Source organism: Peribacillus sp. TH14 (assembly GCF_016651145.1).
Taxonomy (GTDB): domain Bacteria; phylum Bacillota; class Bacilli; order Bacillales; family DSM-1321; genus Peribacillus; species Peribacillus butanolivorans.
This window is the reverse complement of sequence record NZ_JAEKEK010000001.1, coordinates 2,392,614-2,405,709: the sequence shown is the minus strand read 5'-3', so window position 1 is coordinate 2,405,709 and position 13,096 is coordinate 2,392,614. Positions and strand designations below refer to the sequence as shown.

Annotated in this window: 6 protein-coding genes and 3 pseudogenes; 5 read left to right on the top strand and 4 right to left on the bottom strand. The window is 40.8% G+C overall.

Going from position 1 to position 13,096, the window contains the following annotated elements; translation table 11 throughout:
- Window positions 1-111: 111 nt before the first annotated feature.
- The 4 genes from uvrA to JFU50_RS11560 form a co-directional block, all read right to left on the bottom strand.
- Window positions 112-2,991 (bottom strand): excinuclease ABC subunit UvrA, encoded by a 2,880-nt coding sequence (uvrA, locus tag JFU50_RS11575; RefSeq protein WP_201187352.1) that lies wholly within the window; start codon window positions 2,989-2,991, stop codon window positions 112-114.
- 6 nt (window positions 2,992-2,997) lie between these two features.
- Window positions 2,998-4,983, bottom strand: a complete 1,986-nt coding sequence (gene uvrB / locus JFU50_RS11570) for an excinuclease ABC subunit UvrB (RefSeq protein WP_201187355.1) — start codon at window positions 4,981-4,983, stop codon at window positions 2,998-3,000.
- Between the two features lie 216 nt (window positions 4,984-5,199).
- Window positions 5,200-5,430, bottom strand: a complete 231-nt coding sequence (locus tag JFU50_RS11565) for a CsbA family protein (RefSeq protein ID WP_053348589.1) — start codon at window positions 5,428-5,430, stop codon at window positions 5,200-5,202.
- Window positions 5,431-5,621: 191 nt separating this feature from the next.
- Entirely contained in the window at window positions 5,622-7,199 is a 1,578-nt protein-coding gene (locus tag JFU50_RS11560) for a catalase (protein WP_242486077.1), read from the bottom strand.
- Between the two features lie 533 nt (window positions 7,200-7,732).
- Here JFU50_RS11560 and JFU50_RS11555 point away from each other — a divergent pair.
- The 5 genes and pseudogenes from JFU50_RS11555 to JFU50_RS11540 form a co-directional block, all read left to right on the top strand.
- Window positions 7,733-9,925 (top strand): MMPL family transporter, encoded by a 2,193-nt coding sequence (locus JFU50_RS11555; RefSeq protein WP_201225061.1) that lies wholly within the window; start codon window positions 7,733-7,735, stop codon window positions 9,923-9,925.
- Between the two features lie 209 nt (window positions 9,926-10,134).
- A complete protein-coding gene (locus JFU50_RS11550) occupies window positions 10,135-10,668 on the top strand; it encodes a YceI family protein (protein WP_053348586.1) in 534 nt (177 codons plus the stop codon).
- A gap of 317 nt (window positions 10,669-10,985) precedes the next feature.
- Window positions 10,986-12,345: pseudogene (locus JFU50_RS11545) on the top strand (IS1182 family transposase).
- Between the two features lie 269 nt (window positions 12,346-12,614).
- Window positions 12,615-12,803, top strand: a pseudogene (locus tag JFU50_RS31740) (helix-turn-helix domain-containing protein); the annotation flags it as partial.
- Window positions 12,804-13,016, top strand: a pseudogene (locus JFU50_RS11540) (zinc ribbon domain-containing protein); the annotation flags it as partial.
- Window positions 13,017-13,096: the final 80 nt, after the last annotated feature.

The following is a 13,096-nucleotide window of genomic DNA, read 5'->3' as shown; positions in this document are numbered from 1 at the left end:
AAGTGGAATTTCCCCGGAAATATCTAGCTTTCATGGGTTTTAATCAAATGATTAATTAAATTGACGCTGTCATATTTCCACATAAAAAAACAAGCCAACTGGCTTGTTTTTTTATGCATGTTCATGCTCTTGTTCTTTTTCTTCAATCAATTTTTCCATTCTAATTTGGTCACGGGTCAGAACAGGCTTTAAGTATTTCCCTGTGTATGATTCGGAAACTTCACATATTTCTTCAGGCGTACCGTAAGTGACAATCGTTCCGCCCTTATCCCCGCCTTCTGGACCTAGGTCAATAATATGGTCCGCAGCTTTGATGACATCAAGATTATGTTCTATTACTAAAACAGTATCCCCATTGTCTACCAGCCGTTGCAAGACTTCGAGCAACCTCGCTATATCATGGACATGAAGTCCGGTAGTTGGTTCATCCAAGATATAAAAAGAGCGGCCAGTTGAACGGCGATGCAATTCAGAAGCGAGTTTCACCCTTTGCGCTTCACCGCCCGATAAAGTGGTTGCCGGCTGTCCAAGCTTGATATAGCTCAGACCAACATCATAAATCGTTTGTAGCTTCCGCTTGATTTTCGGGATGTTTTCAAAGAAACTAACCCCTTCCTCAACAGTCATATCGAGAATGTCGGAAATGTTTTTACCTTTATATTTCACTTCAAGCGTTTCCCGGTTATAACGTTTACCATGACAGATTTCACACGGAACGTAGACATCAGGAAGAAAATGCATTTCAATCTTGATAATTCCGTCACCACGGCAGGCTTCACAACGACCGCCCTTCACATTGAAACTGAATCGTCCTTTTTTATAGCCACGGATTTTCGCTTCATTCGTTGAAGCAAAAACGTCACGAATATCATCAAATACACCTGTATAGGTTGCTGGGTTAGAGCGTGGCGTTCTACCAATAGGTGATTGGTCAATATCAATGACCTTATCTAAATGCTCGATTCCTTTAATTTCACGAAACTCCCCTGGTCTAGCTTTGGCGCGGTTTAGCTTTTGAGCTAATGACTTATGAAGAATCTCATTCACTAATGTACTTTTCCCCGAACCTGAGACTCCTGTGACAGCTGTAAAAACTCCAAGCGGGAATTTAACATTAACGTTTTTTAGGTTATTTTGTTTGGCCCCTTTAATTTCAATAACACGGCCGTCATTTTTCCGGCGTTCCAATGGCAGCGGGATAAATTTCCTCCCTGATAAATATTGGCCGGTTAAAGATTTAGGGTTATTCATGACCTCTTCCGGGGTTCCAGCAGCCACGATTTCTCCACCATGAGCGCCTGCACCTGGTCCGACATCAATCAAATAATCCGCCGCAAGCATCGTATCTTCATCATGCTCAACAACAATCAGCGTGTTTCCAATTTCGCGCATATTCTTTAATGTTTCAATTAATCGATCATTATCTCGCTGATGCAATCCTATAGACGGTTCATCTAAAATGTAAAGAACACCAGTCAAACGGGAACCAATCTGTGTTGCCAATCGAATACGCTGGGCTTCACCGCCTGATAATGTTCCGGCTGCTCGGCTTAACGTTAAATATTCCAAACCGACATTGGCTAGGAAACCGAGCCGCTCCCGGATTTCACGTAAAATCAATCTCGCAATTGCAGCTTCCTTTTCGGTCAAATCAAGCTCGTCAAAAAATACTAAAGCTTCTTCTACCGATAAAGCGGTAGTCTCACTTATATGAACCCCTTGAATAAGCACAGAAAGACTCTCTTTTTTCAGCCGATGTCCCTTACATGTTGGACAGTGGTGCTCCGACATATATTTCTGCATTTGTTCACGAATATAATCTGAGTTCGTCTCCTTAAAACGCCGCTCGATGTTTCTTATGACGCCTTCAAATAGAATATGTCCCTCTTGCACTCTTCCAAAATCATTTTTATAGCGGAAATAAATTTTATCTTTACCTGAACCGTATAAAATTTTCTCCAATTTATCATCCGGTATATCTTTAACTGGCACATCCATATCTATGTCATAATGGGTGGCTACCGCTTCAAGAAGCTGAGGATAATATTGAGAACTCGTCGGTTCCCATGGGGCAATCGCATGTTGACGCAGACTTAATTCCTTATTCGGGATGACCAAATCACGGTCCACCTCAAGTCTCGCTCCCAAGCCATCACAATCAGGGCAGGCCCCGAACGGGCTATTGAAGGAAAACATTCTCGGCTCTAGTTCTTCGATGGAAAAGCCGCAGTATGGGCAGGCATGGTGTTCGCTGAACAGTAGTTCTTCTTCACCCATTACGTCAATGATGACTTTGCCTTCACCAAGCTTCAAAGCACTTTCTAATGAATCCGCAAGCCGTGCCATGACTCCCTCTTTAATAACAATTCGGTCTATAATGACTTCTATAGAATGCTTTTTATTCTTTTCGAGAGTGATTTCTTCACTAAGATCGTGCATCTCCCCATCCACACGAACGCGGACATACCCTTGTTTTTTTACTTCTTCTAAAACTTTTACATGCGTTCCTTTTCTACCTGAAACAATCGGTGCCAATACTTGAAGCTTAGTTCGCTCAGGGTAATCAAGGATGCGATCTACCATTTGCTCAATCGTTTGAGAGGTAATTTCTATATGATGGATCGGACAGGTTGGCCGGCCGACTCGAGCATATAGCAATCTTAAATAATCATAAATCTCCGTGACAGTCCCCACAGTTGAACGAGGATTCCGGCTCGTCGTTTTCTGATCAATAGAAATCGCCGGTGACAATCCTTCAATCGCATCGACATCCGGTTTATCCACTTGGCCTAAAAATTGACGGGCATAAGCGGACAGTGATTCTACATAACGTCTTTGACCTTCTGCATAAATCGTATCAAAAGCCAAGGAAGACTTTCCAGATCCAGATAATCCTGTTATCACGACGAGTTTATCTCTAGGTATCGTGACATCAATATTCTTTAAATTGTTGGCTCTGGCGCCTTTTATCACAATTTTCTCCATTGCCATGTTTCGTCACCCTTCCGCTTTTAACTCTAGTAATAAGTCACGCAGCTCGGCAGCACGTTCGAAGTCTAGTGCTTTTGCTGCTTCCTTCATTTCTTTTTCCATGCTTACCATCACTTTTTCGCGCTCTTTTTTAGGCAACTTCGCGAGGCTTGGAGCAAGGTCTTCTTTATATTCTTCACCTTCTTCGGCTACATGAGTAGCCCGGATGGAGTCACGAATGTCCTTTTGAATGGTTTGCGGTGTAATTTGATGCTCTTTATTGTATCTTTCCTGAATTTCACGGCGCCGCTTCGTTTCATTAATCGCAAGTTCCATTGAATTCGTAATACGGTCGGCATACATAATAACGTGGCCGCTTGCATTACGAGCAGCGCGGCCCATCGTTTGGATGAGTGAACGCTCTGAGCGAAGGAAGCCTTCTTTATCAGCATCGAGAATCGTAACCAACGACACTTCCGGAATATCCAAACCTTCACGTAAAAGATTGATTCCAACCAGCACATCGTATTTGCCCATTCGTAATTCTCGGATGATTTCTATCCTATCTAATGTTTTTACCTCTGAATGCAGGTATTGAACTTTGATTCCAATTTCCTTTAAATAATCAGTTAAATCTTCAGACATCTTTTTCGTTAAGGTCGTAATTAGTACCCGTTCATTCTTTTTAACCCGCTCCTGTATTTCACCTATTAGGTCATCTATCTGGCCTTCAATTGGTCGTACTTCAATCGTAGGATCTAGCAAGCCAGTAGGACGGATTATCTGCTGAACCATTTCCGGTGTGTGTTCGAGTTCAAATGGTCCCGGAGTTGCCGAGACGAATATAGATTGATGAACCTTTTCTTCAAATTCCTCAAATCGGAGTGGACGGTTATCTTTTGCAGAAGGCAGGCGGAAGCCATGATCAACGAGCACTTGCTTACGAGCCTGATCTCCATTGAACATGCCCCTGATTTGTGAAAGGGTTACGTGTGATTCATCCACAACTAATAGAAAGTCTTCTGGAAAGTAATCCATCAAGGTGTATGGTGTTGCACCTGAGGGACGGAGGGTTAAATGGCGTGAATAGTTCTCGATACCCGAACAAAAACCCATTTCCCGCATCATTTCTAAATCATAACGGGTCCGCTGCTCCAAGCGCTGAGCTTCAAGCAGTTTTTCATCCTCCCTCAATTCCTTCAATCGTACTTCCAGCTCTTTTTCGATATTTTGAACGGCGATCTTCATTTTCTCTTCACGAGTTACGAAATGGGAAGCTGGAAAAATTGCGATATGTTCCCGTTCACCAGTAATCTCACCGGTTAGGGCATCGACTTCACGAATACGATCAATCTCATCCCCGAAAAACTCGACCCGTACACAATGTTCATCACGGGAGGCCGGGAAAATTTCGACCACGTCACCACGAACCCGGAAAGTCCCCCGTTGAAATGCAATATCATTCCGCTCATATTGAATGTCCACAAGTCTGTGCAACAATGTATTTCTATCTATTTCCATGCCTGTGCGGAGAGATACCACCATCTCCCGATACTCTTCTGGAGAACCCAATCCATAAATACAAGAAACACTGGCAATGATGATCACATCTTTTCGTTCGAACAAAGAGGATGTCGCCGAGTGACGTAGTTTATCAATCTCATCATTGATACTTGCATCTTTTTCAATGAATGTATCAGTGGAAGGCACATAGGCTTCTGGTTGGTAGTAATCGTAATAGCTAACAAAGTATTCAACAGCATTATTAGGAAAAAACTCTTTGAACTCACTATAAAGCTGCCCTGCCAGCGTTTTATTGTGGGCAATGACAAGCGTCGGTTTATTTATTTGTTGAATGACATTAGAAACGGTAAATGTTTTCCCTGTACCCGTTGCCCCCAACAATGTTTGCATTTTCTTTCCTTCTTTTACACCATCGACAAGCTTTTCTATTGCTGCAGGTTGATCTCCTTGAGGAGAGTATTTTGAGACTAACTCAAACTTATCCTTCACCAAGCATAGCCTCCTACTGAAATATTTTTATATAAAAAACGGGATATACTATATCCCTTCTATTTATTCCGGTTTTAGAAAGTATATATACACATTCTACCACAATAGCCTCAAAACAAACCAGCAAAAGCGAACATCTATTCTATTTTTGGTTTTTTATAATCTTTAGATGTCGAGAGTAATAACAGGAAGAAGTACAAAAAAAGCACCTTTATGTCAGGCGCTCTTTGATGTTCGTTTCATCATTCTTTTTGACAACCAAAATCCCACTGTCAGTGACAGTGCGTCAACGATGATTAATAAATTTGTATGCGTATAACCTTTATATGCAGAAGCTGTAATCAACGCAACTGTTAAAACAAGACCCACGATATTATTATAGGTGACCCTTGAAAATAGCATAACAAGTAGACAAGGAAAGAAAAGGGCAGAAAGAAATTTAATCATTTTTTCATCTCCTTTATAAGAGAAAAATAGAATAGTTTCAGTTTAAATGATTATGAAGTTTTTTGCCAATCTATTTCCTACTATATTTAATAATTGTTCGGAAGGTTGGCTCTACCACGATTACAAATTTATTCTTATTAAGCAAAGAGACAAACCCCTTCTAAGAAGGAAGTTTGCCTCTTTTCCATCTGTTAATACGGATCTGCGTCATGTCCTTTTCTAGCTCCTTCCTCTGGGTTATCTGTCCCTCCCATAGGTTTTGAAGACTCTGTATGTTCAGAAGCTGAAGCTAAACCTTCTTTCAGTCTGCGACCGTATTCTTCATCAGCCTCCTCAGCAAGAGCAACCATTTTTTCCTGAATGCGTGGATCTGCAGGAGCTAATGCTGACACAAGATTGGAGATTAATTCATCTCTTTCCCAATCTTCAAATTCACGGAATGTTTCACCAGCCTGTTTCGTATTACTTTGCCGATCTATTGTTTCTCGAACAAGTTTTCCTTCTATAAAAGGTGTATACTCTTTGCCAGTTTGCTTGGCTTCCTTTAAACCACCTACAGTTGATGGTTCGTAGTTGATATGAGGACTTTGATCTCCTCTGCCAACTTCATATTGCATTTGTCCACCAGTTTGATTGGTTGCTGTTGGTTTTTTCGGTGAATTAATCGGTAATTGAAGATAATTTGCTCCTACACGGTGACGTTGTGTATCAGAATAAGAGAACGTACGCCCTTGTAACATCTTGTCATCCGAGAAGTCTAGTCCATCTACTAGGACGCCCGTACCGAATGCAGCCTGCTCCACTTCAGTGAAATAGTCCTCCGGGTTTTTATTCAATACCATCGTACCAACATGCAGCCACGGGAATTCATCTTTTGGCCAAATCTTTGTATCATCTAGCGGGTCGAAATCCAATTCAGGGTGATCATCATCACTCATAATCTGTACGTTGAGATCCCATTCCGGATATTCCTCACGTTCGATTGCTTCATATAAGTCCTGTGTGGCATGATTGAAATTCGTAGACTGAATTTCATTAGCCTCTTTCTGTGTCAAGTTCTTTATCCCTTGTTTAGGTTCCCAGTGATACTTAACAAGGACTGCTTTCCCCTCTTCATTCACCCATTTATAGGTATTAACACCAGATCCCTGCATCATGCGGTAGTTAGCTGGAATGCCCCAAGGGGAGAACAAAAACGTAACCATATGAAATGTTTCAGGAGAGCTTGAGCAAAAATCAAAAATTCTTCTCCCGTCCTGTATATTCGTGACCGGGTCAGGTTTAAAAGCGTGAATCAAATCCGGAAATTTCATGGCATCACGGATAAAGAAAATTTTCAGGTTATTTCCGACAAGATCCCAGTTTCCATCTTCTGTATAAAATTTAACAGCAAATCCACGAGGGTCACGTAACGTTTCTGGTGAAGTCCCTCCATGAATTACAGATGAAAACCTGACGAATACCGGTGTTTTTTTACCCTCCTCCTGAAATACCTTAGCTCTCGTATATTTTGAAATCGGCTCGTCCCCTGCTTTACCAGTCGGAACAAAATAGCCATGGGCGCCTGCACCGCGGGCATGCACGACCCGCTCTGGAATCCGTTCTCTATCAAAGTGACTAATCTTTTCCAGAAAGTCGTAGTTCTCTAGTGTACTTGGGCCTCTGTTACCGACCGTTCGGATACTCTGATTATTCGTGATGGGGTGCCCTTGCCGGTTTGTTAACGTTTTTTCTGAGTTATCATTTGTTCTTTTAGATTTTTCAGACAAAACATTTCCTCCTTTGCTAATTAAAACCATAATACATTTTACCTTACCCTAATTCCCAAATCTTACTCGTCTATCTTCAACATTATTCAAGATATTGTAAGACCAAGTTCTGCGGTTTAAACCTGGTAACCAATGTTAATGAAAAAAAGTTAGCTAAAACTATACAATCTGAATTCAGAAAACAAACAAACTTGAAAGACCACGATACAAAACGTGAAATTTCGAGGTTATTTAATCAAGCAGCTAATTAGTAGAATTAGGATTTTTCACCAATCCCCAATCAAACCTAGAGGAAAAATTGATAGTAACTACTGGGGGAGATTGGGTTAAAAAAACACTTAAATTTGATTTAAATTTCTATAATCATGAAAAAGCTTTGAATGGAAAGCTATTCAAGGCCTTTTTTGTGAGAAGACGAGCATACCCATTTTTGTATATGTCATCAAAGCTCCATTATAATTAAGGATAGAATAAAAAAATTCAAAAGCGAGGTGCCTTCATTGGATGAAACATTATTAGGAAGACTAAGCAAAATGATGACAGGAAAGGTCAGCCGCTGGGTCGTCATCGCTGTCTGGATAATTGCAGCTACAATATTAACAATAACGTTACCGGATGTTAAGGATCGCACATCCAATAATACCGCTGACCTGCCTGCAGACTCAGCTTCTGTCGTGGCTGATAAGCTCATTAAAGAAGAGTTCCCGAATTCCTCAGGGATACCCGCTTTACTTACATGGCATCGGGAAGGTGGACTGACAGAAGCCGACTTGGCCGAGGTTCAATACCTTTCCAAGGAATTGACAGAGAATCCATTAACACAACAATCATTTTTACCTCCTCTTCATGAAATCCCATTGCCTGCGCTGCAGGGATCTGTTTCAGAAGATGGTACGACTTTCGTACAGCCGCTCTTCTTTAAGGAGAAAACTGAGACCGCTGTATTAGAAAAAAACCTTAAAATTATTTATAGAATAGTAACAGAGCGCGTTGGCCTTGACCCGTTGAAAGTTCAAACAAATACAGAAAATTTATCACTTCGTGTAACAGGCCCGGTTGGAATTTCTGTCGATGCAACTGGATTATTTTCAGGTGCAGATTTCCAATTACTTTTTGCGACAGTAATACTTGTACTTGTCGTGTTATTACTAATTTACCGCTCCCCACTTTTAGCCATTATTCCACTTATCGGAGTCGGCTTCGCCTATCTTGTCACCAGTCCAATCCTTGGATTTATGGCAGATCACGACTGGATTACAGTTGATTCTCAGGCTATTTCCATTATGACCGTATTATTATTCGGTGCAGGAACGGATTATTGTCTATTTTTAATCTCCCACTACAGAAGTGAATTAAGACATCATGAAAGTAAACGAGAAGCCATGATTGCAGCCTTTAAGGATTCATCAGGTGCCATTGCGATGAGTGGACTTACGATTGTAATCTCTCTACTAACTTTACTTGTAGCCAAATATGGAGCCTATCATCGTTTCGCAGTACCATTCAGCTTATCCATTTTAATCATGATGTTAGCAGCCTTAACACTCGTACCTGCACTACTTTCCGTATTCGGTCGGGCCTCTTTCTTCCCTATCGTTCCACGCACACCAGAAATGGAAGAATCACGTGCGAAGAAAAAAGGCAAACCCGTTAAGAAACATAAAGAAGCAGGTCGCATCGGCAATTGGATTGGGAATATCGTAACAACCAAACCATGGACTGTCATTCTTACATGCCTGATTATCTTCAGTGTATTAGCGTGCTATTCATCTCAAATAAAATATTCCTACGATATTCTATCTTCATTCCCTGAAGATATGAACTCCCGTGAAGGATATAAGGTCATTTCCGACTCATACACACCCGGAGAACTTGCACCAGCCACAGTGGTTGTCGATACTGATGGTAAGGACATCGACTTGGCAGATGAACTAAAAAAGATGAATCTGGTTGAAAGTGTCACAGATCCTATTAACAGTAAATCCAATAAGGATTTGCAGTCATATGAAGTCACATTCAATATCAATCCGTACGATATTGAAGCCATAAATTCAATTCCTGACATTCGCAGCCTAGCTGAAAAAGAACTGAAAGCCGCCAATATCTCAGCTGTTGATGAAAAAGTATGGATTGGAGGGCAAACAGCCACTCAATTTGATAAAAGAGATACGGTTAAGACCGATGAATTTATGATTATCCCAATCATTATCGTCTTGATTTCCTTGCTCCTTTTAGCCTACTTGCGCTCTGTGACAGCTATGATTTATTTAATGGGAACGGTCATCCTCTCCTTCTTTGCCGCTATGGGCTTAGGTTGGATAATCCTCCACTATTTCATGGGAGTGGAAGCAATTGAAGGTACAATTCCACTATATTCATTCGTATTCCTTGTCGCCCTTGGGGAGGATTACAATATCTTTATGGTTTCGAGTATTTGGCGCAAGAAAAAAACAATGCCTATCAAACAGGCAATCAGAGAAGGAGTCGCCGAAACAAGTGGGGTCATCACCTCAGCTGGCATCATCTTAGCAGCCACTTTTTCTGTTCTTGCTACACTGCCAATTCAAGTACTGGTTCAATTCGGACTCATTACCGCACTCGGTGTGTTAATGGACACGTTCATCGTTCGACCATTCCTTGTTCCAGCGATTACCGCGCAGCTTGGGCGCCATGCCTTCTGGCCAAGTAAAGTCGCTATTCATGAAGAAAAAGAAAGTGCCCAATAATAAAGAAAGTTAGTTTTATTTTTTAAGAAAATAAAGTATTAAATAACCTGCGCCTCGTAACATCGGCACAGGTTTTTTGTATATTTTTCAAAATTAAGGAAAAATTCCAGTTGACACTAGTAAGCTAACCTCTTATAATTACATCAAGTTCAAATATCTCAAATTAAAGATATATAAATTCAAGATTAATATACTAGGAGGAAAAAACAATGACAAATACCAAATGGGCAATTGATCCGACTCACAGTGCAATTGAATTTTCTGTAAAACATATGATGATCGCAAAAGTAAAAGGGAGTTTTAATAAATTCGAGGCAAACATTTCTGCAAATCCATCTGATTTAACAACAGCTGAAATAGATTTTACTGTAGATGTAGCAAGTATCGATACACGCAACGCAGACCGAGATAATCACCTGCGTTCAGCTGACTTTTTTGATGTAGAAAAAAATCCGACTTTAACGTTTAAGTCAACGAAAATTGTGAAAACAGGTGATGATGAGTACGATGTGACAGGTGATGTAACCCTTAATGGATTTACTAATGAGGAAACATTCGCTATTACATTTGAAGGTCAAGGAAAAGATCCATGGGGAAATGAAAAAGCAGGGTTTAGCGGAAAAGGTAAAGTTAAACGCAGCGATTATGGTTTAACCTATAATGCAGCATTAGAAACAGGCGGCGTTCTTATAGGCGACCAAATCACACTTACCATCGAAATAGAAGCAGCTAAAGAAGCCTAATATTAAAAGCAGCTATCCGTTAGGATAGCTGCTCAGACTGTAGACAAACTCGATGAAAATCGAGTTTGTCTACAGTTTTTTTGAGGGGTTGTAAAAATTCGACGTTGATTTCCACTCCAGGCACTCGCTTTCCGCGGGCGGTCAGGGAGCCTCCTCGGCGCCTTTGCGCCTGTGGGGTCTCCCTTGGACACGCATTTCCCGCAGGAGTCTCGCACCTTCCGTTCCAATCAACTTTGTTTTAACAATTAGATATAACCACTTTTGCCTACAGTCCTTTTTGTTTTAATATAGAAGTATTAAAACTTGAGGTGATGACGATGCTTTCGAAACATAATTCTATTCAGCGAGATCAACTTGAAATGATTACTTTGGATCAACTGGCGCCAGCGAACCATTTGGTTCGTAAAATTGAGGGGGCCATTGACTTCACTTTCATTTATGACTTGGTGAAAGAGATGTATTCAGAGATAGGCCGCCCAAGTATTGATCCAGTTATTTTAGTTAAATTGACATTCATTCAATATACCTTCGGTATTCGTTCGATGCGTAAAACGATTGAAGAAGTTGAAACGAATATGGCTTACCGTTGGTTTTTAGGTTACGGTTTCCATGATAAAGTACCTCACTTCTCAACGTTCGGGAAAAATTATGAGCGTCGCTTTAAAGATACAGACCTGTTTGAACGGATTTTTTATCGTATCTTAATGACAGCTTCAGAAAGAAAGTTAATAAGTGCAGAGCACGTATTCGTTGATTCAACACATGTGAAAGCCAGTGCGAATAAGCGAAAATTCGAAAAGAAAATCGTTCGTAAGGAAACACGAGCATATCAAGGACGCCTTCAAGAAGAAATAAATCAAGATCGTGAAAACAATGGAAAGAAGCCTTTTCCACCGGATAAATTTGATAAAGAAGAAACCAAAGAAATTAAAGAAAGTACAACTGACCCTGAGAGTGGCTACTATGTAAAAGATGAACGAACAAAACAGTTTGCCTATTCATTTCATGCGGCTGCGGACCGCAACGGTTTTGTGCTGGGGACGATTGTAACACCGGGAAATACGCATGATAGTCATATCTTAGAGCCTCTTGTTGAACAAGTGATTGAGAAAGTTGGAAAACCTGAAGCTGTTGCCGCAGATGCAGACTTACAAAACACCAGCCATTACAAGCTACCTTTTTGGGAAAGAAATCACACCAGCTTTACCCTATACACGTCCACGAACAAAAGAAGGGTTCTTTCGCAAGCATGACTATGTTTACGATGAACATTTTGATTGTTATCTCTGCCCATCGGGCGAGATTTTAAAGTACTCAACAACAAATAAAGAGGGCTATCGCGAGTACAAATCACCCAAACACACTTGTGCGACATGCTCATTTTTATCACAGTGTACAGTAAGCAAAGACCATCAAAAAGTGGTGACACGCCATATCTGGCAAAATTATATGGAAGAAGCAGATCATCTGCGTCATCACAAGGATGTAAAACCTATATATGCGAAACGTAAAGAAACAATAGAGCGTGTATTCGCAGATGCAAAAGAAAAGCATGGTATGCGTTGGACTACTTTAAGGGGACTTAAAAAATTGTCGATGCAGGCGATGCTTACTTTCGCTGCCATGAATTTAAAGAAGATAGCCAATTGGACATGGCAAGGTCCAAGAATGGCTTAATAAAGTGGGCTCGTAGAGGCCCAATCTCTTAATCATGAGCAAAATTCAAAGGGAATTTCAAAAGGGGTCCGGAATTAAAACATTCCGAACCCCTTTTGTCTACAAACTGAGCAGCTATCCGTTAGGATAGCTGCTTCTTTTGTTTTTGCATACGAAAACAAGTATTATAAATATCCTGATCCATCATGTTTAGCATTTATGATTTCCTGCCAGAAGACTCCCTCTTCAAGCGTGTGAAGGGCGAGAGCCCATCGGTAAGGGAGAGATGAATGGCGGTTGGCATAAGCCAAAGTAATCTTTTGACAAACATACGTTCTGTGATTAATAATAACTATAAGGGGGTGAAACCAATGGTCGTAAACAAAGCTTATAAATTTCGAATCTATCCAACTAAAGAACAACTAGTCCTAATCAATAAAACGATCGGCTGCTCCCGTTTTGTCTATAACTTCTTTCTAGGCAAACAAATCGTGACCGTATCTAAAACGTTTGCTTCTAGCCAATTGTGTTCTAGCTGCGGTTATCAAAATAAAGACGTTAAACATCTGAATCTTCGTGAATGGGATTGTCCTTTTTGTTCTACTCACCACGATCGAGATATTAACGCAGGACTCAATCTAATGAATGAAGCCATAAGGCTTCTAACCGTAGGAACTACGGGAGTAGCCTAATTAAAAATTGGCCGATAGGCTAATGTTCTTAGGAATCCCCCACTTCAATCAGACCGTAAGGTCGATAAGTGGTGGGCAGT

Excerpts from the sequence above, each read along its gene's own strand:
- uvrA (WP_201187352.1), bottom strand. The coding sequence starts at position 2,991 with ATGGCAATGGAGAAAATTGTGATAAAAGGCGCCAGAGCCAACAATTTA.
- JFU50_RS11565 (WP_053348589.1), bottom strand. The coding sequence starts at position 5,430 with ATGATTAAATTTCTTTCTGCCCTTTTCTTTCCTTGTCTACTTGTTATG.
- JFU50_RS11555 (WP_201225061.1), top strand. The coding sequence starts at position 7,733 with ATGATGACAGGAAAGGTCAGCCGCTGGGTCGTCATCGCTGTCTGGATA.
- JFU50_RS11550 (WP_053348586.1), top strand. The coding sequence starts at position 10,135 with ATGACAAATACCAAATGGGCAATTGATCCGACTCACAGTGCAATTGAA.